Consider the following 26,279-nt stretch of genomic DNA (forward strand, 5'->3'; position numbering starts at 1 on the left):
GGTGGTGATTACGGGCCCATGCAGACAACCATGGTGCGAGCGCGGCCATCCGCGTCATGGTGGCCGCACACCCAGCCCATGGGCCCAGCAGGCCACCGTGAGCAGGGCGGCGGCCGTGGTCCACAGAATGACCCGTGCCACCAGCGCCGTGTCTGCGCCCTCTCTTTCGGCCAGCATAGACACATTGCTGGCCGAGGGCAAGGCAGCGGCCAGCGTCAAGGTGATCAGCCCGGCATCGGGCACCGCCAGGCCAGTCGACCGCAGGCCCATGCCTGCCAGCCAGACCAGGCCCGGATGGAGGACCAGCTTCAGCAGGGTGGGCCCCCAGACGGCCGCGCTGTCACGGCGATCCGTGGGGCCCAGCATCTGCGCGCGCGCCAGCATGGCCCCCAGGGTGAACAAGGCTGCGGGGGTGGCCGACAGGCTCAGCAAGCGCAAGGTTTCATCCACCGGCTGCGGCAACACCAGCCCCCACCAGGACGCCAGCAATCCCGCCGCCATGGACCACAGCAAGGGATTGCGCAGCGCGCCGCGAAGTGAGGTCAGCGCCGCCTGCAGGGCCTCGGAGGCACCGCGCTCCTGCGCAGACACCGCCCCGGATGACGCACCTTGCGACATGCCTTGTGAATGCGCCCAGGCCAGGCACAGGGAACTGAGCACCAGCACATCGACCAGCAAGGTGGCCGCCACGGGCCCCGCCGCCTGAGGCCCCAGCAGACCCGTCAGCAAAGGCAGGCCCAGAAAGCCCGTGTTGGGGAACACGGTGACCAGGGCCAGCAGACCGCTGTCCCGACGCACCAGCCCGGCCCGGACACCCCAGACCAGGGCCAGCGACACGATCACGGCACCGGCGGCGCCATAGGCCAGCAGCAACCCCAGCAGGCCACTCTGCTGCAAAGCCCCGCCAGCCGACAGCCGAAACACCATGGCCGGCAGGCCGAAGAAGAGCACAAAGGTGTTCATGGCCCCGATGCCTTCCAGAGGCAGCAGGCGACCGCGCGCCGCCGCCCAGCCCATCAGGACCAGGGCAAAGAAGGGCACGAACAGCCACAGCAGATCGATCATGCAGCGTGGACTATCAGACGAGCTTGATCCACCGCCCGAAGCGCCAACCCAGCAGGGCCGCCAGGATGCCGGCATAGACCGACACCTCGCCGAAATCGTTCTTGCCCGCCTTCTTCCAGAAGAAATGCAGCAGAGCCAGCAGGGCCACGACATAGACCAGGCGATGCAACATCTGCCAGCGCCGCCCGCCCAGCGCACGGATGGCCCGGTTGAAGGAGGTCAGCGCCAGCGGCGTCATCAGCAGCAGGGCCAGCACCCCCACCAGGATGAAATTGCGCTTGACGATGTCCTTGAAGATGTCATCCATCACCCAGCCCTTGTCCAGCCAGGCATAGGCCAGGAAGTGGATGGCCGCGTAGAGGAAGGCGGTCACCCCCAGCGGACGCCGAAAGCGCAGCAAGGCGGGTTGCGACAGCAGCGTCCTCAAAGGGGTGATGGCCAGGGTGGCCCACAGCCAGCGCAAGGCCCACTCACCGGTCTCCTGGACCAGTTTTTCGGCCGGATTGGCCCCCAGGTTGTCAGTGGCCGCAGCCGCCAGCAAGGCCGCCATCGGGATCGCACAGATCAGCCACAAGGCAGGCTTGGCCCAGGGCTGGAGCAGCAGGGCCGTCAGTCGAGAAGTCAGCGTCATCAGTAGTATTTTTTCAGATCCATGCCCGCATAGAGCGAGGCCACCTGGGACTGGTAGCCATTGAACATCAGGGTCGGCTTGCGCGGGGTGAACAGGCCGCCCTCGCCGATGCGGCGCTCGCTGGCCTGACTCCAGCGCGGGTGATCCACCCCGGGGTTGACGTTGGAATAAAAGCCATACTCGCGCGGGTTGGCCCGCGTCCAGGAGGACACCGGCTCACGCTCGACCAGGCGGATGCGCACGATGGACTTGGCGCTCTTGAAGCCGTACTTCCAGGGCACGACCAGGCGCAAAGGCGCGCCATTCTGGTTGGGCAGCACCTCGCCATACAGGCCAAAGGCCATCAGGGTGAGCGGGTGCATGGCCTCGTCGATGCGCAAGCCCTCCACATAGGGCCAGTCGAGCACGCTGGAGCGCACGCCGGGCATCTGCTTGGGGTCGGCCAGGCTGACAAACTCGACGAACTTGGCGCGGCTGGTGGGCTCGGCACGCTTGATCAGGGTGGACAGCGAGTAGCCCACCCAGGGGATCACCATAGACCAGCCCTCGACACAGCGCAGGCGGTAGATGCGCTCTTCCATGGCGCCCAGCTTGAGCAGATCATCGAGCCCCAGCTTCAGGGGCTTGCCCACCTCGCCCTCGATGCTCAGCGACCAGGGGCGGGTCTTGAGCGTGTGGGCCAGGTCGGCCGGATCACCCTTGTCGGTGCCGAACTCGTAGAAGTTGTTGTAGGTGGTGACGTCCTCGTAGGGGGTGAGCTTGTCCATCACCACCGAGCCGGGCACCGCACTGCGAGCGCCTGGCAGGGGTGCCAGCTTGCCCGGACGCCGTGCCAGGGGCTCGGATCCCTGCGCCTGACTCCCCCCGACCCATGAGGCGGATGTCAGCGCCGCCAGACCCGCCTGCTGCAGCCAGGCGCGGCGCCCCTCATACACCTGACGGGGCGTGATCTCGCTGGGCACGGGGTGCACCATGCCAAGATCTGGATGGATCAGACTGCGTGAGGTCTTGATGAACGGCATGGTTGGTGCTCCACATGAACCGCACCAGATCGGGTGCAGCCCCCGAACCTTACACGCACCTGCACATCAGGAAGCAGCCCTGATCATCATGGGGTTTCTCAGGTCAACCAGGAAACCACCTCTTCGCGCACGCCCAATCGGATCTGACCATCGAGTTGCAGCGGATAGATGGCCTCGTTGTTGGTCGGCTCTGACGTCACCACCCCCTTGACCCCCGAGAAGGTCAGGGTGATCTCGCCACTGCTGGTTTCGTCCAGGCCGGACAAACCCGAGACAGTGATCGACCCATCGTACAAGGTGAAGTCAAACAGCTCGGCTCGCCCATCCTTGATCACGGTCACGACCACGACGGCATCCAGCACCGAGGGAGGCGAACTCGCCAACTGGAACACCTTGCTGTCCAGATACAGAGGTGTTCCTTCGGGGATCGGCGGAGGATTCTCGGCATCGGGATCGATCACCGCCGCAGGGTTGATCGGCAAATCCACCAAGGTCATGGCGATGGCCCGCTGTTGATCACCCGACCCTTGCCACAGCGCCAGATAGAGATTGTCGCCATTGATGCAGCCCTGCAGCAGATTCTCGTCAGGGATGAAATAGGCCTGCCCATCGCCCGAGAATGTCGAGTCGACCACGGCATAAGGCCATGCGGCATTGACCTTCAAGGCGCGGCCATTGGCCAACGCCCGCTCCCCGGTCTGCTCCGCCGACGACAAGGAAGCGTCGTCAGACGAACCGACATTGCAGCCCGACAGGCCCATGAGCGCTCCCATGGGCAAAGAAAACAACAGTGCGCGGCGAACTTTGTTCATGCTCTTATCCTTCCAACCGACGTCCCATGGCTGGCTTGTACATCAACTGATAGATCAATGAATCAGCCGCCCATTCGTGACGACCGACCTCCGTCGACACGGCATGCCAGGACCATGAAAATCCCTGTTGCTGACACATGACCAAGATGTCGGCCGCATAGTTCTCGCGGATGCGACGCCAGTTGCTGCCATTGGTGCCCATATGCGCCTCGGAGGGAGCCAGGGACACCAGAGCGACCGGTGGATACCGCAGCACGGAGGCCCCGTCCATCACGGGGTCCTGCGCCGGGATACTTGTCAAGCCCGTCGTGTTCATGACAATCTCGTAGCGATGATCACCGCGTGCAATGGTCACTTCCCGTTGACTAGGCAACAGCGCTCCCAGCTTGTCGCTGATGTTCCACACCTGATCGTTGAGAGTCTGTTCGCCAAGCGAAAGTCCGTCCAGTTGTGCCTGCTCCTCGGGCGTCAAGTCAGAACGTGTGGGCTTCGGGTACCAGCCCTCCAACGACACCCGAACCTTGTTCTTGAGCTTGCCATCCGCTGTCCCAGCGGTCACGCCTTCCAGTGCGAGCTGGCTCGGCGTTTTGTCGCTGACATCGATCCTGAAGCCCATCCCCTGACGGTCTGCAAAGGCCCTGCGCTCGATATTGCCCATCACCAGGGTCAGCTTGCCCGTCGTGGCATCTCCGGGTGTCACCTCGATGGCGGTCACCTGGCGGCAGTAGCTCTCGGGGTCAGGCTGATAGTACTTGCCTGACTCGTCCAGCCAGGCGCCGCCTGACTGATCCACATAGGAAAACTCTCCCACGAAGATAGGCACACCGTAGGCCTGCTTGAACGCCACCGCCGGCGCGAAGTAGGCATCCACCAATTCCTGGGACGAACGAATCGAGATCAGCGCAGCGGAACGCACGGGATAGTCCGGACTGGTGGCATAGCGTGGCTCGGTGCCATAGTCCAGGATGCTCCCACTGATGGGATAGGTGACCCCCATCTGCTCGTAAGCAGACTCCGCCAGCCCACCATGGGTGTGACCGAAAGGCTGGTAGGCGTGAAACGAGAACACAATCTTGCGCTCGGCATACCCGGTGACCAGCGGGTGGCTTGCACCGAACGCCCCCAGACCTTTGGCCGTGCCGAGATCAGCGCCTTCCACCACGATCGGGGTCACCGCATCGATCTCGCGAATGGCATTGGCAATGCGCAACGCCAGAGCAGGCCAGTGCGCTTCATTGTCAGGCTGCGGCTCATTGACGATGTCATAGCCGATCACGGCCGAGTGGGTGCGCCACTGGGCTGCCGTCGCCCGCCAGAAATTCACGATGCCAGTCTTGACGGCTTCATCCGTCCAGAGAAGGTTGCCACGGGTTGCCCAGCAATCGATCGTCAGGATGGCGCCCATGCCCACAGAGGCACACACATCCAGGATCTCCGTCACACGGGCCGCCACCTCCACATAGGTCCTGCTGGTCCCCGATTCCGAAGATATGTCGGACAGTGCCGTCAAGGCGGATGACCGCCAGCCGACGTCGGCGCCACCCGGGTCAGCGGCATAACTTGCGCCGATCGCCAGATAGTCGTCCGGAGTCAGGTAATAGCCTGCCGAGCCCTCGGTGAGGAAAAGGCGGATGGCGTTGAGCCCCTTGTTGATGCACAAATTCAGGATCAACTGCTGAGGTTCATCCACAAATCCGGTATTGATACCCGAGATGCGCCCCAGCTGCCACAGGCTCCAGGCTGAGTTTTTACTGACCTTGACAAATGACATGCCAATACCTTCTGAAAGACTGACGGGTGCGACCACCCCGATCTGCGGCCACACTGCCGCCATCGTGAATGACACGATGATAGGGCGGGTTCCAAGACGATACCTTCATGTCGGGGCATCGTTTTCCCGATGCCCCTGACATCCCCCCCGATTCAAGCGGCCTTTTTTGCCACTTTCTTGGCCGCCACCCGGGGCGCACGCGGCTCGAACTCGAAGCCCACCTTGCCCGCCTTGGCATCCCAGCTCAGGAAGGCCTTGAACTTGCGCCGGGTCTTGTTGGAGACGAAGTTCTCCAGCAGATCGGTCTTGCCCGTGTGCAGCAGCTTGCCCATCTGCTCGGGGGGCACCGGCTGCTGCAGGATGATCTTGCCGCTCTTGAAGTCACAGGTGGCCGTGCCCGTGGTGCGCTCGCACACATAGTTGCTGCCATGTTCGTACACATGGCCACCACACTTGGGGCAGGCGCCCAGACTGGTGTGGCCACTGAAGTCCACCTCTTCACCACCCTCTTCGCCCTTCTTGGCGTCATCGCCAAAGTCGAACTCCATCTTCCAGTTGGCGGTTTCCTCGTCGCGCACCATGCGCAACTCGGCCGTGAAGGGCCAGCCCGCCTTCGAGCGGAAGCCCTCCAGCGGCCCGATCCTGTGGTGCTGCAGCAGTTCCTCCACCTCGGCCAGCTCGAAGCTGCGACCCGCCGGGATCTTGGTCATGGAGAAGCCACAACCCGCCTCATCGCCGCCGCCCTGCTTGCCGGTGCAGGTGAAGCGCCGGTAGTTTTCCTTGACCACCCCACCACAGTTTGGGCAGGGTGTCTTCAAGGTGGCGTAGTCGCCCGGGATGGTGTCGCGGTCGTACTCCTTGGCCTTTTGCACCACGCGCTGGGTCATGGCCGCGATCTCGGCCATGAAGGCCTCGCGGCTCAGACGGCCCTTTTCCATCTCGGCCAGCTGGTATTCCCAGTTGCCGGTCAGCTCGGGCTTGGTCAGCTCTTCCACACCCAGCCCCCGCAACAGCGTCATCAGCTGGAAGGCCTTGGCCGTGGGGATCAGCTCGCGCCCCTCGCGGTACATGTACTTTTCAAGGATCAGGCCTTCGATGATGGCCGCGCGCGTGGCTGGCGTGCCCAGGCCCTTTTCCTGCATGGCGGCCTTGAGCTCTTCATCGTCGATGAGCTTGCCGGCACCTTCCATGGCGCTCAGCAGCGTGGCTTCCGAATAGCGCGCGGGCGGCTTGGTCTTGAGCGCGTTGACCAGCACGTCCTCATTGGTGACGGCCTCGCCGGGCTGCACGGCCACCAGGGTGGTGTCGTCGCCCTCTTCGGCCACTTCCTTGCCATAGACGGCCTGCCAGCCCGGCTTGACCAGCACCTTGCCATTGGTCTGGAAATGGTGCTCGGCCCCACCCACCGGCACCTTGGTGATGCGGGTGGTGACCATGAACTCGGCCGCCGGGTAGAACACGGCAATGAAGCGCTTGACGACCATGTCGTAGAGCTTGGCTTCGGCCTCGGTCAGGCTGCGGGGGGCCTGCAGCGTGGGGATGATGGCAAAGTGATCCGACACCTTGGCGTTGTCGAACACCCGCTTGTTGGGCTTGATGTAGCCATCGTTGATGGCCTTGCGGGCATGCTGGGCCAGGGCCTTCAAGGGACCGGGCAGATCCTCGTCGGCGATCATGCCCATGGTCTGCTGCACCACACTCAGATAGTCCTCGGGCAGGGCGCGCGAGTCGGTACGAGGGTAGGTCAGCACCTTGTGCTTTTCGTACAGGGCCTGCGCCAAGCCCAGCGTGGTCTTGGCACTGAAGCCAAAGCGCGAGTTGGCCTCGCGCTGCAGCGTGGTCAGGTCGTACAGCAAGGGGCTGGACTGGCTGCTGGGCTTGGCCTCTTCCGTGACCGTGCCGGCCTTGCCACGCACCGCATCGGCAATGGCCTGGGCCTCGGCCGCCGACCAGACGCGATCGGCCTTGAACTCGGCCTCGGCCGAGCCGTCCACGGCGCTCTTGTCCTTCTTGAAGGCCGGGTCGAACCACTTGCCGTCGTAGCTGCCTGCGGCGGCGCCAAAGGTGCCGCGAATTTCCCAGTAATCACGGAAGACGTGCTTGCGGATCTTTTCTTCACGCTCGACCACGATGGACAGCGTGGGGGTCTGCACCCGCCCCACGGTGGTCAGGAAGAAGCCCCCATCGCGCGAATTGAAGGCCGTCATGGCCCGCGTGCCGTTGATGCCCACCAGCCAGTCGGCCTCGGAGCGGCAACGCGCCGCGCTGGCCAGGGGCTGCATCTGCGCGTCGCTGCGCAGCTGATCGAAACCATCGCGGATGGCGGCAGGCGTCATGCTCTGCAGCCACAGGCGCTTGACCTCCTTGCCCAGGCCCTTGGCGCGGGTGGTGGCCGTGCTGTCCTGCGCGTACTGCGCGATCAGGCGGAAGATCAGCTCCCCTTCGCGCCCCGCGTCACAGGCGTTGATCAAGGTGGTCACGTCCTTGCGCTTGATCAGCTTGACCAGGGCATTGAGGCGGCCCTTGCTCTTGTCGATCGGATTGAGATCGAAGTGCGGAGGGATGACCGGCAGGTGGGCAAAGCTCCACTTGCCGCGCTTGACGTCGTACTCCTCCGGAGCTTTGATCTCCACCAGGTGACCGACTGCCGAGCTGACCACATAGTGGTCACTCTCGAAGTATTCGTCGTGCTTCTCGAACTTGCCGTCCACCGGCGTCAGCGCGCGCACGATGTCTTGGGCAACGGAAGGTTTCTCTGCAATGACCAGGGCTTTGCTCATGGCGTCTTTATAGCGTCAGTCCGGCCCATCTCGCGGCCGGAGGCAATACGTTCTTACAATCAGGGCTCTCGCGCGCACGCACATGTGTGTGTACGTGTACGCACACGCGCGCGCCCACCAATTCAATGTACCCAATCTTGCCCATGCCGCAAGCCCAGAAAAAAAATCGGCCCGCCGCCCGTTCGGCCACCGCCTCGACGCCGACCCCTGAGCGAGGGCCACGCACCCAGGTGCGCGAGTCCGGCATCCATGGCAAGGGCGTCTACGCCATCCGCCCCCTCCAGGCCGGCGACAAGGTGCTGGAGTACCGCGGCGAGATCATCACCTGGCAGGAAGCCCTGGACCGCCACCCGCACGACCCAGCGCAGCCCAACCACACCTTCTACTTTCACCTGGACGACGGCCATGTGATCGACGGCAAGCACAAGGGCAACTCGGCCAAGTGGATCAACCACTCCTGCGAGCCCAATCTGGAAGCCGACCAGCAGGGGGACCGCGTCTTCCTGTATGCGCTGCGCGACATCGAGCCCGGCGAGGAACTCTTCTTTGACTATGGCCTGGTGATCGACGGACGCATCACGCCCAAGCTCAAGAAGGACTATGCCTGCTGGTGCGGCACACCGTCCTGTCGGGGCACGATGCTGGCCATCAAGCGCCGCAAGAAGGCGGCTTGAGGCCCGCCTTGAGCACCGATGCCGATGCCGCCGGTCTGGCGGAACTGCACGCGGCGGCCGAACAGCTCTGGCTGGCGGCGCAGTCGCGCTGGCCCACCTTGAGCATCGAGGTCCTGCCCGAGGTCGACTCGACCAACAGCCATGCCATGGCCATGGGCCGACAAGGCCTCAGCGACCCGGCCGTGGTGGTGGCCTGGCGCCAGACGGCCGGTCGCGGCCGCGCCGGACGGGTATGGCAGGCCGAGCCGGGCCAGACCCTGACCCTGAGTGTGGCCCTGCCCCTGGACCTGACCCACGTGCCAGGCGGTGGCAGCGCCTTGTCGCTGGCCGTGGGCACCGTGGTGGCCGAGGTCATGGAGGCGCTGGGGGCGCCCGCACAGCTCAAGTGGCCCAACGACCTGTGGATCCAGGACCGCAAGCTGGGCGGCATCCTCATCGAAGCCAGCCACAGCACCGCACTGCCCCCCGACCAGCGCTGGGTGGTCATCGGGCTGGGCCTGAACCTGTGGGGCACACCGGCCGAGTGGCGCTCCGAGCGCTGCGATCTGCACGAGTGGGGCGTGCATGGCGACGCTCCCGGATCCCCGCCTCAACCCGGCCAGCTCATGCGGGCCCTGGTGCCCGCCCTGCTGGAGGGGGCACAGCTGTTCGAGCGCAGTGGCTTTGCCGCCTTCATGGCGCGCTACGCCCGACGAGATGCCCTGCTGGGGCGGGCCGTGAACCTCTGGCGCCACCAGGCACCGCCTGCCACGCTGCAAGCTGCCTTGCACCCAAGCCCCGAGGCCTCTGGCACAGCGGCCGGCGTGGATGCCCAGGGAGCGTTGCTGATCCACGACGCTCATGGGCGCCCTCAGCCCTGGCGCCTGGGCGAGGTCTCGGTGCGTCCGATCCCGGATCACCTATGATCCCGACCATCGACCCACTGCAGGATCTCTGACACCCCCTTATGCTGCGATTGCTTGTTGCGCTGCTGTTGATGGCCAATGCAGGCTTTTACGCTTGGCATGCGGGTTGGCTGGACCCGCTTCTGGGCACGCAGGCCACGCCTGGCCGCGAGCCGCAACGACTGCGGGAGCAGGTGCACGCGGAGCGGCTGATCGTGCTGACGTCTGGCGGTTCAATCGACACGGCCGCGCCGCCTGAAATCTCTCCCGATCCTTCAGTCCAGGCGCCGGCCAGTGAGGTGTCGAGCGCCACCACCGAGAACACAGCCACCTGCCTGGAGGCCGGCCCCTTCACGGTCGACGAGCAGCGCCAGGTCCAGTTGCTGCTGTCCAAGGCCTTGCCTGCCACCCCCTGGAACACCCAGACGGTGGCCGTGCCAGGGCTGTGGCTGGTCTACATGGGCCCTTACCCCGATGCAGACACCGTGCAGCGCAAACAACTGGAATTGCGCCGCATCCGCAACCTGAGCTTCGAAGAAGTGCGTTCGCCCGCCAGCCTGCGCATGGGGCTGTCGCTGGGACGCTTCAATGTCGAGGCCCAGGCCCAGGCCGCACTCGAATCCATGAAGCTGCGCGGCGTGCGGACCGCCCGGGTGGTCAATCTGCGCGCCCCGTCCGATCAGATCGTCGTGCGCGTGCCGCAGACTCAGGCGGGAGACCCTCAGCGCCTGGCGGGCCTGCCCCTGCCCACCGGCAAGGGCTTTGTGGCTTGCGAGCCGCGCTGAACCCAGGCCCACGCGGCCAGCAGGCCCAGAGCGATCACGTCCTGGAAGGACATCGCGCCCCCACCTCCGCCACTCCCCTGGCTGCCGTAGGCCCGCTCCGGCGTGAAGAAAGCAGCGCTGACGTCTGGCGCGGCATAGGCCCCATAGCTTTGTGACGCTGCCCAGTCGACCGCCAGTGCCACATCCAGAATACCCGGACCGCAGGCCTGGGTCAGGCTGCCGCTGCACACCGGATCTATGTGCGGACGAACCCCGTGAGCGCGCAGACCATCGAGCAATTGCTGCACAGTCAGTCCCGGATTGACAGACCACATCATCGCCAGCGCCCCGGCAGCAATCGGTGCCGAAAAACTGGTGCCCTCGACAGTGAGATACTCATCCGCCGGCGCATCGGCATCTGGCAACGGCCCTCGCGCGCCCCGATTGGCCGTGGTCACTCCGCCCGCCATGGTGGCCATGCCCAGAGAGGTCACGGCATTGCCATAAGACGCCCGAGACCCATCCGCATCCAAGGCCGTGACCGCCAGCACCCCCGGGCAACTCGCCGGTCGCGTGGACTGGCTGGCACCATCATTGCCTGCTGAGGCCACCAGCACGGCGCCTTTGCTGCTGAGCGCGTCGATCGCGTTCTGATACAGGCAGGCACCACCATCTAGATTGGGCTGGGACTTGTTGGCGCAGTAACACCCGGGCGCACCACCAAAACTGAGACTGAGAACGCGCGCCGGCCTCGGGTTGGGCGCAGGCGAGCCGTTGTAGCTGATGCCCGCCGCCCACAACATCCCCTCGATGATGTCACTGACCGAGGCGCCGCAACTGCCAGAGACGCGCACCGGCAGGACCGACACCGGCAGGACAGGCGACGACAGCATGCCTGCCACACCCCGCCCATTGCCTGACACGGCAGCCAGCACACCCATGGTCATGGTGCCATGCCAGGAACTGTCTCCCGCCTCACACCCCTGATAGAGAACAGGCGATTGATTGATCGTGGCCTGCGTCAGGTAATCACCTGGATCGGAAGCATCGGGGTCCAGCCCGGTGCCGTCATTGGAGTAATCACTCTCCGTCACGAAGTCATAGCCATACTGTCCCGGCAACAAAAGAGGCCCACCGACCAGATCCGGATGACGCACGACGCCCGTATCCAGTACGGCCACCACCACGGGATCCAAGGCCCGGCCCCGGTCGGACACCACGGTCGACAAGCGATCGTAGGCCGCCGGGACATTGGGAATCGCCCCCGCCGCCGAATCACTCAACCACGTCTGCTGCGAGTAAAGGGGATCGTTGGGCGCCGTGGCCTGCGGCCAGGCGATCTCGTTGATCACCACCCACTCGACATCGGGATCCTGCTTGAGCGCACGCGCCTGACGCTCGGCCTCAGACCAGGACATCGGGCGAGCGTTGTGGACCAGTTGAGCCCCGAACACCGTGGGGCGCTGCACCAGGAAAGACACGCCACGGCGTTGCATCAAGGCACTGATGCGTTGCCGCGTCTGAGACGGCAACTCCTTGGGCCGCACAGACGCCTGGATGTGCACCACCGAACTGGGTTGCGCTCCCTTGAGCTTGACGATCAGGCCCATGGCCAGCCGCTCACCGGCCGTGGCTGCGCCACAAAGCCCCCACACCAACCCGCACAAAGCCATCCACTTGCGAATCACATCCCACTCCTCTTTGATCCCTTGAGGCAGCTTATCAAGCTACCGCCCTCACCATGCCGCAAATAGTGCCTCAAAAAAGACAAACGGCCCCGAAGGGCCGTTTGTCCATGGTCAGCACCCGATCACTTGGCGATGACGCGTGCCATTTCCAGGCACTTGTTGGAGTAACCCCACTCGTTGTCGTACCAGGACACCACCTTGACGAAGGTCTTGTCCAGGGCCAGGCCGGCTTCGGCGTCGAACACCGAGGTGCAGGACTCGCCACGGAAGTCGGTGGCCACCACCTTGTCTTCGGTGTAGCCCAGCACGCCCTTCATGGCGCCTTCAGAGGCGGCCTTCATGGCGGCGCAGATGTCTTCGTAGCTGGCTTCCTTGTTGAGCTCGACAGTCAGGTCCACCACCGACACGTCGGAGGTGGGCACGCGGAAGGCCATGCCGGTCAGCTTCTTGTTGAGCTCGGGGATCACCACACCCACGGCCTTGGCAGCGCCGGTGGACGAGGGGATGATGTTTTCCAGGATGCCGCGGCCGCCGCGCCAATCCTTGTTGGACGGACCGTCCACGGTCTTTTGCGTGGCGGTGGCGGCGTGCACGGTGGTCATCAGGCCGCGCTTGATACCAAAGGTGTCGTTGAGCACCTTGGCCACAGGAGCCAGGCAGTTGGTGGTGCACGACGCGTTGGAAATGATGGTCTGACCGGCATAGGTCTTGTCGTTCACGCCGTAGACAAACATCGGGGTGTCGTCCTTGGAAGGAGCCGACATGATGACCTTCTTGGCACCTGCCTTGATGTGGGCTTCGGCGGTTTCCTTGGTCAGGAACAGGCCGGTGGACTCGATCACGACATCGGCACCCACCTCGTCCCACTTCAGCTCGGCGGGGTTCTTCACGGCGGTCAATCGGATGGGTTTGCCATTGACGACCAAGGTGTTGCCGTCGACGGACACATCGCCCTTGAAGCGGCCATGCACCGAATCGTACTTGAGCATGTAGGCCAGGTAGTCAGGCTCGAGCAGATCGTTGATGCCAACGATTTCGATGTCCTTGCTGAAGTTCTGAACGGCAGCGCGGAACACCATGCGGCCGATGCGGCCGAAGCCGTTGATACCAATCTTGATCGTCATGTCTTGAATCTCCGAAAAAAACGAATCAGGGGCGGCAGCCCAGTTGACCCTTCTTGACGTTGTCAAAGTAGGTCAGATCGCCCGGGCAGGCCACCTTGGGTTCAGGGATGGGGGTGTTGGCTTTGGCCGTGCAGGTGAAGGCGCCGGTCTTCTTGGACACACCCGCCTTGGTCAGCTTCCAGCCCGTGGGGCAGACCGAAGCCGTGGCCGAAGCGGCAGATGCCGCAGCAGCAGCCTTGCCCGTTGTCTTGGCGCCCTTGGCGACCACCTCGACCGTGGCGTGCTGATCCGCACCCATGCACTTGATGCCGCCCTTGCCTTCCACCCTCACGTCGTACTTGCCAGGTTTGGCATAGCTGTGATCGAGCACCAGGGGCACGTCCTTCTCCTGGTTGATGTGGAAGTCGCGCGACTTGCCATCACCCCAGTTCACGCGCACCTTGCAGTTGATCGCGCCATTGCTCACCTCGAACGAGGAGGTGGCTTTGACCGTTTGACCGACCTCGGCCTTGGCGGGCTCGACCGTCACGCCCGTGAGCTTTTGCGCCTGGGCCGACACCCCCCACCCCATGAAAGCCACCAGAGCAGCAGACACCAGCGTCATTTTGCGAATTGTCATGATCAAACCTCGTTGAAATGGGGGAAACGTCGAAACTACCGCGAACGCGGGCCAGCGTCAATGACGCAGGCCAAGAGCCACCTTGACGGTCGCCACCACGTTCTCGGTGGTGAAGCCGAAGTGCTTGAACAGCACACCTGCGGGGGCCGACTCGCCATAGGTGTCCAGGCCGACCACAGCGGCACAGCCGTACTTCCACCAGCCGTCGGTCACACCGGCTTCCACGGCGATGCGCGGCAGGTTGGCGGGCAGCACCGACTTCTTGTACTCGACGCTCTGGCGATCGAACACGGTGGTCGACGGCATGGACACCACGCGCACGGCAATCTTGCTCTTGGCCAGCTCGGCCTGGGCATGCAGGGCCAGTTGCACTTCGGAGCCGGTGGCGATGATCACGGCCTGGGGCTTCTTCTTGAGGCCCACTTCAGCCGGCTCGGCCAGCACATAGCCGCCCTGGGTGATGACATCGGCGTCGGCCTTGGGCGCGTAGGGCAGGTTCTGGCGCGACAGCAGCAGTGCGCTGGGGCGGTTCTTGTTGGCCAGGGCCATGGTCCAGGCCACGGCAGTCTCGGTGGTGTCCGCAGGGCGCCACACGTCCAGACCCGGGATCAGGCGCAGGCTGGCGGCGTGCTCGACCGACTGGTGGGTCGGGCCGTCTTCGCCCAGGCCGATGGAGTCGTGCGTGAACACGTGGATCACGCGCTGCTTCATCAGGGCCGCCATGCGGATGGCATTGCGGCTGTAATCGCTGAAGGTCAGGAAGGTGCCGGCGTAGGGAATGTAGCCACCGTGCAGGGCCACGCCGTTCATGATGGCGGCCATGCCGAACTCGCGCACACCGTAGTTGATGTGGCGGCCAGGCTTGCCCTCGCTCAGCACCACGGCCCCCTCGTCGTCCACGCGGAAGGCGGCCGTGCTCTTGGTGTTGGTCAGGTTGGAGCCGGTCAGGTCGGCCGAGCCGCCGAGCATCTCGGGGATGGCGGCCGTGAAGAACTCCAGGGCGATCTGGCTGGCCTTGCGGCTGGCCACGGTCTCGGCCTTGTCATGTGCCGAAGCCACGGCCTGCACGGCGATCTCGGCGAAATTGGCAGGCAACTCACCCGCCATGCGGCGGGTGAACTCGGCGGCCAGTTCAGGGAACGCCGCCTGGTAGGCCGCAAAGCGGGTGTTCCAGTCGGCCACCAGTTGTTCACCCTCGGCCTTGGCATCCCAGTCGGCATACACCTCCTGCGGGATCACGAAAGCATCGTGAGGCCAGCCCAGCAGCTCGCGGGTCAGGCGGATTTCGTCGACGCCCAGGGGCTCGCCATGGGCCTTGGCCGTGTTGGCGCGGTTGGGCGAGCCATGGTCGATGTGGGTCTTGCACACGATCAGCGTGGGCTTGTCGGTGCTCAGCTTGGCGGTCTCGATGGCACCGTCCACGGCGTCCACATCATGGCCATCGACCGGGCCGATCACATTCCAGCCATAGGCCTCGAAACGCTTGGGGGTGTCGTCCACGAACCAGGGGGCGACCTGACCATCGATGGAGATGCCGTTGTCGTCGTACAGGGCGATCAGCTTGCCCAGCTTCCAGGCACCGGCCAGGGCGGCCGCTTCGTGGCTGATGCCTTCCATCAGGCAGCCGTCGCCCAGGAAGGCGTAGGTGTGGTGGTTGACGATGGCGTGGCCATCGCGGTTGAACTCGGCGGCCAGCAGCTTCTCGGCCAGAGCCATGCCCACGGCATTGGTGATGCCCTGACCCAGCGGGCCGGTGGTGGTCTCGACACCCGGGGTGATGCCGACCTCGGGGTGGCCCGGGGTCTTGCTGTGCATCTGACGGAAGTTCTTGAGCTCGACCAGCGGCAGATCGTAGCCCGACAGGTGCAGCAAGGCGTAGATCAGCATGGAGGCGTGCCCGTTGGAGAGCACGAAACGGTCACGGTCTGCCCACATAGGCTGGCCCGGGTGATGGCGCAGGTGACGACCCCACAGGGCCACTGCCATGTCGGCCATGCCCATGGGGGCGCCCGGGTGGCCGGAGTTGGCTTGCTGAACGGCGTCCATCGCCAGCGCGCGGATGGCATTGGCCATGGCGGTGACGTTTTTCGTGGTGTCGGGCATGGTGTAACAGGTGAATGGCTAGCCGCAAGGGGCTCAACCTGGAGATTTTAGCCCGGCTGTGGCCTGGGTCTTTGGAGGCCATCGAGAAGAGCGCGTACAAAAGAAAAAGGGCTCCGTGAGGAGCCCCTGGTGATTTCTGCCCGGCCAGCGGGCAGAGATTCAAAAACTTTACTTCCAGGCCGTGGGCAAGAAGTTGGCACCAACAGTACCGCCGGTCGTGGCTTGAGAGGTCACGAAACCATTGGTCGCAGCACTCCAGGTCATGATGATGGTGTCACCAGCAACCAGAGGGCTCGCATTCGCGCTCATGGTGGCCGTCAACGTGCAGACACCCGCAGCAGGGTTTGGCACCGCCACTACCGAGTACTTGCCAGTGTAGGGTGTACCGTTGGCGAACCCGCAGTTGGCCGCCGTTGCGTCGTCAGACATCGCCGGAGCAACCGTCGACTTGGCACCATCGAGCAGGCCGATGGCTTCAGTCACTTGCGACTTGGCCACATAGTCCTGATAAGCAGGCAGCGCCACGGCGGCCAGGATACCGATGATCGCCACAACGATCATCAGTTCAATCAGGGTGAAGCCCTTCTGGGCAGCTTGGCGAGCGCGACGGATTTGGGTCATGTTGAACTCCTTTGGAAGGGGGCGAACCCCGCGATGAGGTGGTAACTGTTGGATCAGTCCGGGGCCGAACTGACCACCGTGCCTTCTTCATTGCAGAGGCTGTGCCAACCCCCTTGGGTGGGGGGAGGGCGCCAAATCCATCACGTAAACCCGCAAACCAGGGGGGTGCCACTCACAAGTGTTTACCTTTAGACCCCCTTGGGTCGACCAATCTGGTCAGCACCCAAGTCACTCAGGTGACCATTTTTGTCAGTCGTCCGCCACCGGGGCGCCAAAACGTTGCCCCTCCCGCAGGGGTTCGATGCGGTGCTGGCTGTCCAGTGCCCGGATCTGCGACAACACCGCAGGCACCTCACCCGGCTTGGGGTGGGTGATGAACACACTGACCTGCCCATCCAGTTGGCGCAATTCGCGCGCCAGCGACAGGGGCGACAAGTGGCCGCTGATGTCGGCCAGATGGGCCTCGTCGTTGCCAAAGGCGGTTTCGATCACCAACTGGGCAATGGTCTGACCCGACAGGGCCTGCCACAAGGCCGGGTTGGGGCCCGTGTCTCCGCTGTAGACCCACAGCCCCTGCGGCGTTTCGACGCCAAACCCCACGCCTGGCACGGTGTGTGCCGCGGGCAGCACCTGGACCACCCGCTCGGCCTGCCCACCCCGGGCAGGAAAACGCAACTCATCGCCGACCTGGAAGGGGTGCAAGGTCAGGATGGGGTGGGCCACGCTGGGCAGGCGCGAAAAATCAGGCCAGATGACGCCATTGAGCACATGGGCCTGGAGGGCCGCCAGCGTCTCGGGCAGGGCATGGACCTGGATGGGTCGCAGTTCACTGAGCCCGCCGGCGCCCTGGCGCAGACGGATCACGCTGTCGGCCAGCAAGGGCACACTCAGGATGTGATCGAGGTGGCTGTGGCTCAGCAGGATGTGGTCGATGCGCGCCAGCTCGTCGAGCCGCAACTCACCGACGCCGGTACCGGCGTCGATGAGGATGTCGTCATGCAGCAGGAACGAGGTGGTGTGACACCGCGCCGCGATGGAACCATGGCAGCCCAGAACGCGGATCATGCCGCGGCTCAGGCCTGGATGAATTGCATCTGGGTGCCTGCGAGCTCGATGACATCGCCATTCTTGAGGTGCACCGGATCACCCGCCACGGGTGCGCCGTTGACGGACGGACGGGCCGCGCCCTCGACATGGGCGAACACATAGCCACCCGGGCGCTTGGTGATGGAGGCCACCTGCACCCCGGGCTTGCCCACCGTAGTCACCACCTTGGTGAGTTGCACCTCGCGCCCCGCGGCAGCACCGTTGAGCACCTTGATGGACGCAGCAGACTGCGTGGACAGGCCCCCGAAGCCCGAGGACGCGCCAAACCCGGCAGCCGGTGCGGGCGCCGGGCTCGACATGGGCATCGGCATGGTGGCGGCCGATGGCACCACCGAGGGAGCGGCGGCCTGCGGTGCAGCCGACGGCATGGGGCGCTGCCCCACCCCGGCAAAGCCACCGCTGCCAGGGCGCATCACCATGGTCTTTTCAAACTCGTCGGCCACCTCGGACAGGTACTTGATCTTGTACTTACCGATCTCGACCGTGTCGTTGTGCGACAGCAGCTGCTTCTTGACGGCCTTGCCATTGATGTAGGTGCCGTTGGTGCTGTTGAGGTCTTCAATGAAGACGTCATTGCCCACCATCTGCAGCAAGGCATGCTCACCGCTGACCGCCAGGTTGTCGATCACGATGTCGTTGTAGGGCCGACGGCCGAGCGAGGTCTTTTCCTTGGTGATCTGTACTTCTTTGATGACGACCCCGTCTAGCGAGACGACCAGCTTTCCCATGCGGAACCTCTTGGGTATTTTGTTGGGGATGTTTCAGGTGAACTCAGGATGGACTGCCCAGACGGCGGAAGGGCCACCAGGTTTTGGCTGGCTGCTCGGGCGCCCCCTGGGCCCGAATCAGCGTCACAGCGATATTATCCCTCCCACCCGCCTCATTGGCGGCCGCGATCAATGCGGCGCCCAGTTCAGGCAAGGTGGTGTGACGGGCCATGACTTCAGCAATTTCGCGGTCTTCCAGCATGTCGGAGAGCCCATCGGAGCACATCATGACGATGTCGCCACTTTGCAACTCATGGGTCCGGGTTTCCAGCAAGACATAGTCCTCGACGCCCACGGCGCGGGTGACCAGGTTCTTGTTGGCCGACACGGCAGCCTGCTCTGGCGTGAGGATACCTGCGTCAATCTGTTCCTGCAGTAACGAATGGTCTTTCGTGATCTGCTGCAACTGGCCGGCACGCCAGCGGTAGGCCCGGGAGTCACCGATGTGCCCGATCAGCACCCGACCTGCGCGGCAGACCGCCAGCACCAGGGTCGTGCCCATGCCGGCGTAGTTCGGGTTGGAGTTGGCCGCATTGAAGATGGCGCGGTTGGCGTTGTCGACGCAGATGTCCATGGCCCGCTTGACATCGGCATCGGAGGCCGACTGCGAAGCCTCGTTGAGCCAGCGCACCAGCTCGCCACAGATGAAATCGCAGGCCATCTGGCTGGCCACCTCGCCAGCGTTGTAGCCGCCCATGCCATCGGCCAGCACCACCACACCGCCGGCCGCATCCACTGCGACCGAATCCTCGTTGTTCGTGCGCAGGCGTCCTGTATCTGTCTGACTGAAGAACTCGAAGTCCATGCCGTATTGTCTCTCGGGATCGGGGTGCGTCAGCTCAGGTCCAGATCCAGGGCGCCCGGCAGCATCGCCGCCACCGCCCGCAGATCCTCGGCCATCTGCTGACCATCGGCGTAGCGCGTGGTCGGGTGCTTTTGCAGCGCCAGGGCCACGATGTCGCCCAGGGCGCGGGGAATGTCGGGCCGCAGGTCGCACACATGGGGCACGGGCTCGCTGCCGATGGCCCGCATCAGGGTGGCCATGGAGTCATTGCGGTAGGGCAATTGGCCCGTGAGCAACTGGAACAGGGTCACGCCCAGGGAATACAGGTCCGAGCGTCCATCGATGGTCTGCCCGGCCAGTTGCTCGGGCGACATGAAGGTGGGCGTGCCCAGGACCACCCCGGTGCGGGTGCGCGCCGCATCCGCCACCCGGGCCACACCGAAGTCCATGACCTTGACCACGCCATGGCCCAGATCGACCATGATGTTGCCGGGCTTGATGTCCCGGTGGGTGACGCCCCGGGTATGCGCATAGGCCAGCGCCTCGGCCACCCGGGCCATGATGGGCACCAGCTGGATCAGTGGCAGCAGCTTGTCGGGCTGCGTGTACTCGCTCAGATCGGTGCCCTCGACCAGCTCCATGGCGATGAAGGCCAGGCCGTCGGCCTCACCCGCGTCGATGACGCTGACGATGTCGGGGTGATCCAGGCGGCCCGCCATCTCGGCCTCCCGCAAGAAACGTTCACGGGCATCGACCAGGTCCGACCCGCTGAACTCCTTGGCCAGCGACATGGTCTTGAGCGCCACACGGCGGTTGGTCGCGGGGTCATAGCCCAGATAGACCGCACCCATGGCGCCTCGGCCAATTTCCTTGTCGATCAGGTACTTGCCCAGTTGCCGGTGAGCCACCTCGGGAATGGGCTGGGCCGGCACGGTGCCCCAGGCATTGGCCTTGGCGTTCTGAGCCAGACCCCGTGCGCGCATCAGGCGCAGCTTGATGTCGCGCCAGGTGGGGTCGATGTCGGCGATGTGCTCGTACACCTCACGGGCACCGTCATAACGGTGCTCACGCTCGAAGGCCAGCGCCACGCGCTCCATGGTCTCCAGGGTGGCCACCAAGTGGTCCTTGGCTGGACGGAAGCCCTTGAGGGATTCCCAGGCGGGATCGATCTCCATGCGCTGCAGGGCGGCCAACGCGCGCTCGATGCGCAGACGATCGGGCGAATCGTCACCGGCGGGGAACTGCGAGGTGGGCCCGAAATCACTGCCCAGATCGGAGGGGTATTCGCTGGTCCCCAGGGGCGTGCTGTTCTGGAAGTGCAGGTAGGACAGCACGGTCTCGGGGCCGGTGTCCTCGCTCGGTTTGACACGCCGGCGGTCAGGGCGAGTCACAGGGGCCGGCTCATGCGGACGGGTGTCGCGCGACGGGCGCGTGGCCGCATCCAGCATGGGGCGTGTGGGGGCCGGACGCGTCGTTGATGAGAAACCGCTGCGCGAGGGCACCACCGGCTGGCGATTCTGCTTGAGCATCCACCAGGCCAGCACCAGCGCCAGGGCCAGCAGCAACAACATGATCATCCAGATCATCAACGCGCCTTTACTCTGTGTTGAACAGATCGACCCCAGCGGGCCACCCCCTCATACCGGCACCTAGGCCTTGGCCGACTGGGCCGCCATGCGCCAGGACAGGGCCTTGCCCAGCCCCAGCACAAACAATGCACCGGCCACCCCCAGGGCGTAGCGTGTCACGTCGTTCTGGGGAATGTAGGCGCGCAATGCCGGGTCCGACACCACAAGCGTACCTGCAATCCAGCCCAGCAACATGCCGCCAGCCACGATGATGACCGGAAAACGGTCCATCAATTTCAGAACGATGCCGCTGCCCCACACGATGATGGGAATGCTCACCAGCAGACCGAAGATCACCAGGGGCATCTGATGGCCCTCATGGCCCGCCCCCTGAGCCGCACCGGCGATGCCGATGACGTTGTCCACGCTCATGACGAAGTCGGCCACGATGATGGTCTTGATGGCGCCCAGCAACTTGTCGCTGGCCCGCAGGTCACCGTGATCCCCGTCGTCCGGCAGCAGCAGCTTGACACCGATCCACACCAGCAAGGCCGCCCCGACCAGTTTCAGGTAAGGCAGCGCCAGCAGGGACATGGCGAAGAAGATCAGCACGACCCGCAGCAAGATGGCCCCGGCCGTGCCCCATAGGATGCCCTTGCGGCGCAGCTCGGGAGAGAGGTTGCGGCAGGCCAGGGCGATGACCACGGCGTTGTCCCCCCCCAGCAATACGTCGATCATCACGATCTGGCCGACGGCCAGCCAGAACTCAGGTGTCAGAAAAGCGTCCATGGTCATCACAAAAAAAAGCAGCCCCAAGTGTAGGGGCTGCGGGTGTCAGATCACGACGAGATGCGTTACAGGAGGCCCTTGAGCAGCTTGCCCATCTCCGACGGATTGCGCGTGATGGTGAAACCACACTCTTCCATGATGGCCAGCTTGGCATCGGCCGTGTCGGCGCCACCGGAGATCAGTGCGCCGGCATGACCCATGCGCTTGCCCGGAGGGGCGGTGACCCCGGCGATGAAGCCGACGATGGGTTTTTTCATGTGGTCCTTGCACCACTGGGCGGCTTCGGCCTCATCGGGACCGCCGATCTCGCCAATCATGATGACGGCATCGGTGTCGGGGTCGTCGTTGAAGGCCTTCATGACGTCGATGTGCTTGAGGCCGTTGATGGGGTCGCCACCAATGCCCACGGCGCTGGACTGGCCCAGACCCAGTTCGGTCAGTTGAGCCACCGCCTCATAGGTCAGGGTGCCCGAGCGGGACACCACGCCGATGCGGCCCTTGCGGTGGATGTGGCCGGGCATGATGCCGATCTTGATCTCTTCGGGCGTGATCAGGCCAGGGCAGTTGGGGCCCAGCAGCAGGGTCTTCTTGCCACCGGCGGCTTCCTTGGCCTTCATCCGGTTGCGCACCATCAGCATGTCGCGCACGGGGATGCCTTCGGTGATGGCGATGACCAGGTCCAGATCGGCCTCGACGGCCTCCCAGATGGCATCGGCCGCACCGGCGGGCGGCACATAGATGACGCTCACGGTGGCACCGGTGTCCTGAGCCGCTTCCTTGACGCTGGCGTAGATGGGGATGTCCGAGAACTTCTCGCCCGCCTTCTTGGGGTTCACCCCGGCGACAAAAGCGTTCTTGCCGTTGGCGTAGGCCTGGCAACCCAGGGTGTGGAACTGACCGGTCTTGCCCGTGATGCCCTGGGTGATGACCTTGGTGTCTTTATTGATGAAAATGCTCATGACGAAGTCCTTTTAGTCTTTAGGCCACAGCGGCGACGATCTTGGTCGCGGCTTCAGCCATCGAATCGGCAGCGATGATGGGAAGGCCGGAGTCGGCCAGCATCTTCTTGCCCAGGTCTTCGTTGGTGCCCTTCATGCGGACCACCAGGGGCACATTCAGGTTCACGGCCTTGCAGGCGGTGATCACGCCATCGGCGATGGTGTCGCACTTCATGATGCCGCCGAAGATGTTGACCAGGATGCCCTTGACATCCGGGTTCTTCAGCATGATCTTGAAAGCTTCGGTGACTTTCTCGGCCGTGGCGCCACCGCCGACGTCCAGGAAGTTGGCGGGCTCGCCGCCGAACAGTTTGATGGTGTCCATGGTCGACATGGCCAGGCCGGCGCCATTGACCAGGCAACCGATGTTGCCGTCGAGTTGGATGTAGGCCAGATCGAACTTGGAGGCTTCGATTTCAGCGGGGTCTTCTTCGTCCAGATCGCGATAGGCGACGATCTCAGGATGACGGAACAGCGCATTGCTGTCGAAGTTGAACTTGGCGTCCAGGGCCATGACCTGACCCTTGCTGTCGCGGTTCAGAGGGTTGATCTCGACCAGGGAGGCGTCGGTCTCCATGTAGCACTGATAGAGCTTCTTGAAGATGTCGACCGCCTGGGCGGTGGAGTCGGCCGGCATGCCGATGCCGTCAGCGATCTCCTTGGCCTGGGCATCGGTCAGCCCCACCAGGGGGTCCACGAACGAGGTGATGATCTTTTCGGGAGTGGCGTGCGCCACCTCTTCGATGTCCATGCCCCCTTCGCTGGAGGCGATGAACGCCACCTTCTGGGTGGCACGGTCGGTCACGACCGACACGTAATATTCTTTCTGGATGTCAGCGCCGTCTTCAATATAGAGACGGTTGACCTTCTGGCCTTCAGGTCCGGTCTGGTGCGTCTTGAGCTGCATGCCCAGGATCTCGCTGGCCAGGCGGCGCACGTCGTCCAGCGACTTGGCCACCTTCACGCCGCCGCCCTTGCCGCGGCCGCCTGCGTGGATCTGTGCCTTCACCACCCAGACCGGTCCGCCCAGCTTTTCAGCGGCGGCCACGGCCTCGTCTACGGAAAACGCCGGAATGCCTCTTGGGACCGGCACGCCAAATCGGCTCAGGATCTCTTTGCCTTGGTACTCATGAATCTTCATGGGATAACTCGCGGAGTTGTAGTGCGTTCTTGTCGAACAGGACAAATACCCCCGGCGCCGATCAGGCTCCGGAGGCGCGCTGCAAGTGATTGGGTAAATTCTTGCGGTGCAGCATCCAGCATAGCACCGTCGCCCGGGGATCAGACGGGGGATTTACGCGGCAAATCAGTCACCGATGGGCTCGTCGCCCCGCAGCACGCGGCGGATCACATCACCGGCAAAACCCCGGCCCGCCAGGAAGCGGGTCTGGCGCGCCCGCTCCTCAGGCGTGTCAGGAGGGGTGCCAAAGCGCCTCAACCACAAGGCACGGGCGCGGTCGAACTCGGACTCACGCAACTGCTGGGCGGCCGCGCGGGTGATGTCCTCTGGCAGGCGGTGCTGGGCCAGTTCGGCCTTGAGGCGCGCCGCGCCATAACGAGCGGCCTTGCGGTGAATGACCGACTCGGCAAAGCGCTCGGCCGACAGCAGCCCCCGGCGCTCCAGTTCATCGAGCACCTGCTCGATCTGCTCGGGCGACTCGGCATGCGGGCCCAGCTTGCGCATCAACTCGACCCGGGAATGCTCCCGGGCCGCGAGGTATTTGAGGGCCCGTCCTTTGAGGGACAAACCGGGAGCACCACTCACAGCCCTGATACCTTGGCTTTGGGGTGCGTTTTGAGCCACTCCCTCAACACCTGATTGATGCGCGTCTGCCAGCCAGCACCCGTTTCCTTGAACGCACCGAGCACGTCCGCGTCCAAGCGGATATTGACATGCTCCTTGGGTTTGTCCAGCGCAGGCCGACCCCGCTTAGGCTTGAGCATGTCCTTCGCTGCCTTGTCACCAAACAGGTCCCCCAACACTTGCGAAGCGGGTTGCGCTTGAGCGAACCACTCCTTGGTGGCTTCTGGCGCATCGTCATCCAACAACTCAGGATTCGGTTTGCGAGGCATAGCGCCTCCTTTCTCTTTGGTTGGCCTTGCGAAGGCTGATCACATGAACCGCCGCATCTCTCGGCGTAAAGACCAGCATGTGCAGATGCCCCTCCAGCCAGCCCAGTGCCTGATAACGCCTTTCCTGGTAATTCACTCGCGTGTCTTCGACGATCAGCGCGGAACTCCAGTCAAAGGCCTTGACGAGGCCGAACGACAAGCCTCGCTCCTGCTCGTTGCGCAAACATTTGGCTGGATCGTAGGTGATCCTCATTTATTGTACCCACAACAATCAAGCCGTGCACGTGATTCGCTACGTGCTCACGACTCAGTCCAAGCGCTTGGCCAGGCGTGACAAGGCCTGACCTGACGATGGTCAGCTCGGTCGCCCAGCGACTGATTGAAGGATCAGACCGCGATCAGTCTCAGGCGGCTGAATCGTCGTGTTTGACAGAAGCCGGCAGCAGAGCGATGTCCAGCGATTCGCGGATCTTGTTCTCGATCTCGCGGGCCAGTTCGGGGTTTTCGCGCAGGAACTCACGGGCGTTGTCCTTGCCCTGGCCGATCTTCTCGCCGTTGTAGGCGTACCAGGCGCCAGCCTTGTCGACGATCTTGGCGGTGACGCCCAGGTCGATGACCTCGCCCTCGCGGGAGATGCCCTCGCCGTAGAGGATGTCGAATTCGGCCGTCTTGAACGGAGGCGAGACCTTGTTCTTGACCACCTTGACCTTGGTCTCGTTGCCGATGACCTCATCGCCCTTCTTGATGGAGCCAACGCGGCGGATGTCCAGACGCACGGAAGCGTAGAACTTCAGGGCGTTGCCGCCGGTGGTGGTTTCGGGGCTGCCGAACATCACACCGATCTTCATGCGGATCTGGTTGATGAAGATGACCATGCAGTTGGTCTTCTTGATCGTGGCGGTGAGCTTGCGCAGGGCCTGGCTCATCAGGCGGGCCTGCAGGCCCGGCAGGGCATCGCCCATTTCGCCTTCGAGTTCGGCCTTGGGGGTCAGGGCCGCCACCGAGTCGATCACGATCAGGTCCACCGAGCCGGAGCGCACCAGGGCGTCGACGATTTCCAGGGCCTGCTCGCCGGTGTCGGGCTGGGAGATCAGCAGATCCTGCAGGTTGACACCCAGCTTTTGCGCGTACTGGGCATCCAGGGCGTGTTCAGCATCGATGAAGGCGCAGACGCCGCCTTGCTTCTGCATCTCGGCAATGACCTGCAAGGTCAGGGTGGTCTTGCCGGAGGACTCGGGGCCGTAGATCTCGACCACGCGGCCACGGGGCAGGCCGCCCACCCCCAGGGCGATGTCCAGGCCGAGCGAGCCGGTGGAGACAACCTGGATGTCCTCGACCACTTCGCCCTCGCCCAGTCGCATGATGGAGCCCTTGCCGAACTGCTTTTCGATCTGGGCCAGGGCGGCCTGAAGGGCTTTGGCTTTTTCAGCGCTGAGGGCGGACTTGGCGGTGGTGGCTTCCATGCAGGGTCTCCGTGGCGCCGCACGATGGGGCGGCTGGTGATGAATTGGCGCCATTATGTCAAAGGCTGGATCTTTGTACAGTACTTTGCGGCATTTTTTTCTCACCCCGATGGGCTCACCCAGAGGTGGGCACACCTCTGGGTGAAGTGCTATGCTGCAATGCAACATGACA

At 64.0% G+C, this 26,279-nt stretch carries 25 protein-coding genes; 3 read left to right on the top strand and 22 right to left on the bottom strand.

The genetic code is table 11. The features are described from left to right. Nucleotides 1-54: 54 nt before the first annotated feature. The 6 genes from VFW84_RS06915 to VFW84_RS06940 form a co-directional block, all read right to left on the bottom strand. Entirely contained in the window at nucleotides 55-1,065 is a 1,011-nt protein-coding gene (locus VFW84_RS06915; RefSeq protein ID WP_329679712.1) for an AEC family transporter, read from the bottom strand. A 13-nt stretch (nucleotides 1,066-1,078) separates the two neighbouring features. Further along, nucleotides 1,079-1,696 carry a protein-methionine-sulfoxide reductase heme-binding subunit MsrQ gene (locus tag VFW84_RS06920; RefSeq protein WP_329679713.1) on the bottom strand — a complete coding sequence of 206 codons (618 nt, stop codon included), beginning with the start codon at nucleotides 1,694-1,696 and terminating at the stop codon, nucleotides 1,079-1,081. Next, nucleotides 1,696-2,718 carry a protein-methionine-sulfoxide reductase catalytic subunit MsrP gene (gene msrP / locus VFW84_RS06925; RefSeq protein WP_329679714.1) on the bottom strand — a complete coding sequence of 341 codons (1,023 nt, stop codon included), beginning with the start codon at nucleotides 2,716-2,718 and terminating at the stop codon, nucleotides 1,696-1,698. Before msrP ends, VFW84_RS06920 begins: the two co-directional genes overlap by 1 nt. Before the next feature lie 98 nt (nucleotides 2,719-2,816). Continuing rightward, a complete protein-coding gene (locus VFW84_RS06930) occupies nucleotides 2,817-3,530 on the bottom strand; it encodes a hypothetical protein (RefSeq protein WP_329679715.1) in 714 nt (237 codons plus the stop codon). A 4-nt stretch (nucleotides 3,531-3,534) separates the two neighbouring features. Beyond that, the gene (locus VFW84_RS06935) at nucleotides 3,535-5,301 is read right to left on the bottom strand and encodes a glycoside hydrolase family 5 protein (RefSeq protein WP_329679716.1); all 1,767 of its coding nucleotides are present in this window, start codon (nucleotides 5,299-5,301) and stop codon (nucleotides 3,535-3,537) included. Nucleotides 5,302-5,453: 152 nt separating this feature from the next. After that, entirely contained in the window at nucleotides 5,454-8,081 is a 2,628-nt protein-coding gene (locus tag VFW84_RS06940) for a DNA topoisomerase III (RefSeq protein ID WP_329679717.1), read from the bottom strand. Between the two features lie 143 nt (nucleotides 8,082-8,224). Between VFW84_RS06940 and VFW84_RS06945 the strand changes: the two genes are divergently transcribed. Genes VFW84_RS06945 through VFW84_RS06955 form a run of 3 tightly spaced genes read left to right on the top strand, consistent with a single transcriptional unit; the run spans nucleotide 8,225 to nucleotide 10,424 of the window. Next, nucleotides 8,225-8,755 (top strand): SET domain-containing protein, encoded by a 531-nt coding sequence (locus tag VFW84_RS06945; RefSeq protein WP_329679819.1) that lies wholly within the window; start codon nucleotides 8,225-8,227, stop codon nucleotides 8,753-8,755. Between the two features lie 8 nt (nucleotides 8,756-8,763). Then, entirely contained in the window at nucleotides 8,764-9,660 is an 897-nt protein-coding gene (locus VFW84_RS06950; protein WP_329679718.1) for a biotin--[acetyl-CoA-carboxylase] ligase, read from the top strand. A gap of 41 nt (nucleotides 9,661-9,701) precedes the next feature. After that, a complete protein-coding gene (locus tag VFW84_RS06955) occupies nucleotides 9,702-10,424 on the top strand; it encodes a hypothetical protein (protein ID WP_329679719.1) in 723 nt (240 codons plus the stop codon). On the opposite strand, the gene VFW84_RS06960 is transcribed toward VFW84_RS06955, so the two are convergent. From VFW84_RS06960 to recA, 16 genes are all read right to left on the bottom strand, one after another. Beyond that, a complete protein-coding gene (locus tag VFW84_RS06960; protein ID WP_329679720.1) occupies nucleotides 10,361-12,091 on the bottom strand; it encodes a S8 family serine peptidase in 1,731 nt (576 codons plus the stop codon). The two genes, VFW84_RS06955 and VFW84_RS06960, sit on opposite strands and share 64 nt — an antisense overlap. Nucleotides 12,092-12,213: 122 nt before the next feature. Continuing rightward, on the bottom strand, nucleotides 12,214-13,215 hold the full coding sequence (gene gap / locus VFW84_RS06965; RefSeq protein WP_329679721.1) for a type I glyceraldehyde-3-phosphate dehydrogenase: 1,002 nt from the start codon (nucleotides 13,213-13,215) through the stop codon (nucleotides 12,214-12,216). 25 nt (nucleotides 13,216-13,240) lie between these two features. After that, the gene (locus VFW84_RS06970) at nucleotides 13,241-13,834 is read right to left on the bottom strand and encodes a hypothetical protein (protein WP_329679722.1); all 594 of its coding nucleotides are present in this window, start codon (nucleotides 13,832-13,834) and stop codon (nucleotides 13,241-13,243) included. A 57-nt stretch (nucleotides 13,835-13,891) separates the two neighbouring features. Continuing rightward, entirely contained in the window at nucleotides 13,892-15,937 is a 2,046-nt protein-coding gene (tkt, locus tag VFW84_RS06975; RefSeq protein ID WP_329679723.1) for a transketolase, read from the bottom strand. Nucleotides 15,938-16,105: 168 nt separating this feature from the next. Further along, nucleotides 16,106-16,558 (bottom strand): pilin, encoded by a 453-nt coding sequence (locus VFW84_RS06980; RefSeq protein WP_329679724.1) that lies wholly within the window; start codon nucleotides 16,556-16,558, stop codon nucleotides 16,106-16,108. A 249-nt stretch (nucleotides 16,559-16,807) separates the two neighbouring features. Continuing rightward, nucleotides 16,808-17,623: a 3',5'-cyclic-nucleotide phosphodiesterase gene (locus VFW84_RS06985; RefSeq protein WP_329679725.1), complete on the bottom strand. Its 816-nt coding sequence runs from the start codon at nucleotides 17,621-17,623 to the stop codon at nucleotides 16,808-16,810. Between the two features lie 8 nt (nucleotides 17,624-17,631). Continuing rightward, nucleotides 17,632-18,393, bottom strand: coding sequence for an FHA domain-containing protein (locus VFW84_RS06990; RefSeq protein ID WP_329679726.1), 762 nt, complete (start codon nucleotides 18,391-18,393; stop codon nucleotides 17,632-17,634). A gap of 43 nt (nucleotides 18,394-18,436) precedes the next feature. Further along, nucleotides 18,437-19,237 carry a Stp1/IreP family PP2C-type Ser/Thr phosphatase gene (locus VFW84_RS06995; protein WP_329679727.1) on the bottom strand — a complete coding sequence of 267 codons (801 nt, stop codon included), beginning with the start codon at nucleotides 19,235-19,237 and terminating at the stop codon, nucleotides 18,437-18,439. Nucleotides 19,238-19,266: 29 nt separating this feature from the next. Then, nucleotides 19,267-20,802: a serine/threonine-protein kinase gene (locus tag VFW84_RS07000; protein ID WP_329679728.1), complete on the bottom strand. Its 1,536-nt coding sequence runs from the start codon at nucleotides 20,800-20,802 to the stop codon at nucleotides 19,267-19,269. A 63-nt stretch (nucleotides 20,803-20,865) separates the two neighbouring features. Further along, the gene (locus VFW84_RS07005; protein ID WP_329679729.1) at nucleotides 20,866-21,573 is read right to left on the bottom strand and encodes a TerC family protein; all 708 of its coding nucleotides are present in this window, start codon (nucleotides 21,571-21,573) and stop codon (nucleotides 20,866-20,868) included. 65 nt (nucleotides 21,574-21,638) lie between these two features. Continuing rightward, nucleotides 21,639-22,532, bottom strand: a complete 894-nt coding sequence (gene sucD, locus VFW84_RS07010; RefSeq protein WP_329679730.1) for a succinate--CoA ligase subunit alpha — start codon at nucleotides 22,530-22,532, stop codon at nucleotides 21,639-21,641. 19 nt (nucleotides 22,533-22,551) lie between these two features. Further along, entirely contained in the window at nucleotides 22,552-23,712 is a 1,161-nt protein-coding gene (gene sucC / locus VFW84_RS07015) for an ADP-forming succinate--CoA ligase subunit beta (protein ID WP_329679731.1), read from the bottom strand. A gap of 165 nt (nucleotides 23,713-23,877) precedes the next feature. After that, nucleotides 23,878-24,318 carry a recombination regulator RecX gene (gene recX / locus VFW84_RS07020; RefSeq protein ID WP_329679732.1) on the bottom strand — a complete coding sequence of 147 codons (441 nt, stop codon included), beginning with the start codon at nucleotides 24,316-24,318 and terminating at the stop codon, nucleotides 23,878-23,880. A gap of 14 nt (nucleotides 24,319-24,332) precedes the next feature. After that, nucleotides 24,333-24,644 (bottom strand): BrnA antitoxin family protein, encoded by a 312-nt coding sequence (locus VFW84_RS07025; RefSeq protein WP_329679733.1) that lies wholly within the window; start codon nucleotides 24,642-24,644, stop codon nucleotides 24,333-24,335. Next, nucleotides 24,622-24,897, bottom strand: coding sequence for a BrnT family toxin (locus VFW84_RS07030; protein WP_329679734.1), 276 nt, complete (start codon nucleotides 24,895-24,897; stop codon nucleotides 24,622-24,624). The genes VFW84_RS07025 and VFW84_RS07030 overlap by 23 nt, the downstream gene beginning before the upstream one ends. 151 nt (nucleotides 24,898-25,048) lie before the next feature. Continuing rightward, nucleotides 25,049-26,107 carry a recombinase RecA gene (gene recA / locus VFW84_RS07035; protein WP_329679735.1) on the bottom strand — a complete coding sequence of 353 codons (1,059 nt, stop codon included), beginning with the start codon at nucleotides 26,105-26,107 and terminating at the stop codon, nucleotides 25,049-25,051. Nucleotides 26,108-26,279: the final 172 nt, after the last annotated feature.

The organism is Aquabacterium sp., assembly GCF_036279655.1.
Taxonomy (GTDB): Bacteria; Pseudomonadota; Gammaproteobacteria; order Burkholderiales; family Burkholderiaceae_C; genus Aquabacterium.

Bases quoted from the DNA above. Each gene is read 5' to 3' on its own strand.
- VFW84_RS06915 (WP_329679712.1), bottom strand. From the start codon at position 1,065: ATGATCGATCTGCTGTGGCTGTTCGTGCCCTTCTTTGCCCTGGTCCTG.
- VFW84_RS06920 (WP_329679713.1), bottom strand. From the start codon at position 1,696: ATGACGCTGACTTCTCGACTGACGGCCCTGCTGCTCCAGCCCTGGGCC.
- msrP (WP_329679714.1), bottom strand. From the start codon at position 2,718: ATGCCGTTCATCAAGACCTCACGCAGTCTGATCCATCCAGATCTTGGC.
- VFW84_RS06930 (WP_329679715.1), bottom strand. From the start codon at position 3,530: ATGAACAAAGTTCGCCGCGCACTGTTGTTTTCTTTGCCCATGGGAGCG.
- VFW84_RS06935 (WP_329679716.1), bottom strand. From the start codon at position 5,301: ATGTCATTTGTCAAGGTCAGTAAAAACTCAGCCTGGAGCCTGTGGCAG.
- VFW84_RS06940 (WP_329679717.1), bottom strand. From the start codon at position 8,081: ATGAGCAAAGCCCTGGTCATTGCAGAGAAACCTTCCGTTGCCCAAGAC.
- VFW84_RS06945 (WP_329679819.1), top strand. From the start codon at position 8,225: ATGCCGCAAGCCCAGAAAAAAAATCGGCCCGCCGCCCGTTCGGCCACC.
- VFW84_RS06955 (WP_329679719.1), top strand. From the start codon at position 9,702: ATGCTGCGATTGCTTGTTGCGCTGCTGTTGATGGCCAATGCAGGCTTT.
- gap (WP_329679721.1), bottom strand. From the start codon at position 13,215: ATGACGATCAAGATTGGTATCAACGGCTTCGGCCGCATCGGCCGCATG.
- VFW84_RS06970 (WP_329679722.1), bottom strand. From the start codon at position 13,834: ATGACAATTCGCAAAATGACGCTGGTGTCTGCTGCTCTGGTGGCTTTC.
- tkt (WP_329679723.1), bottom strand. From the start codon at position 15,937: ATGCCCGACACCACGAAAAACGTCACCGCCATGGCCAATGCCATCCGC.
- VFW84_RS06980 (WP_329679724.1), bottom strand. From the start codon at position 16,558: ATGACCCAAATCCGTCGCGCTCGCCAAGCTGCCCAGAAGGGCTTCACC.
- VFW84_RS06985 (WP_329679725.1), bottom strand. From the start codon at position 17,623: ATGATCCGCGTTCTGGGCTGCCATGGTTCCATCGCGGCGCGGTGTCAC.
- VFW84_RS06990 (WP_329679726.1), bottom strand. From the start codon at position 18,393: ATGGGAAAGCTGGTCGTCTCGCTAGACGGGGTCGTCATCAAAGAAGTA.
- VFW84_RS06995 (WP_329679727.1), bottom strand. From the start codon at position 19,237: ATGGACTTCGAGTTCTTCAGTCAGACAGATACAGGACGCCTGCGCACG.
- VFW84_RS07000 (WP_329679728.1), bottom strand. From the start codon at position 20,802: ATGATCTGGATGATCATGTTGTTGCTGCTGGCCCTGGCGCTGGTGCTG.
- VFW84_RS07005 (WP_329679729.1), bottom strand. From the start codon at position 21,573: ATGGACGCTTTTCTGACACCTGAGTTCTGGCTGGCCGTCGGCCAGATC.
- sucD (WP_329679730.1), bottom strand. From the start codon at position 22,532: ATGAGCATTTTCATCAATAAAGACACCAAGGTCATCACCCAGGGCATC.
- sucC (WP_329679731.1), bottom strand. From the start codon at position 23,712: ATGAAGATTCATGAGTACCAAGGCAAAGAGATCCTGAGCCGATTTGGC.
- VFW84_RS07025 (WP_329679733.1), bottom strand. From the start codon at position 24,644: ATGCCTCGCAAACCGAATCCTGAGTTGTTGGATGACGATGCGCCAGAA.
- VFW84_RS07030 (WP_329679734.1), bottom strand. From the start codon at position 24,897: ATGAGGATCACCTACGATCCAGCCAAATGTTTGCGCAACGAGCAGGAG.
- recA (WP_329679735.1), bottom strand. From the start codon at position 26,107: ATGGAAGCCACCACCGCCAAGTCCGCCCTCAGCGCTGAAAAAGCCAAA.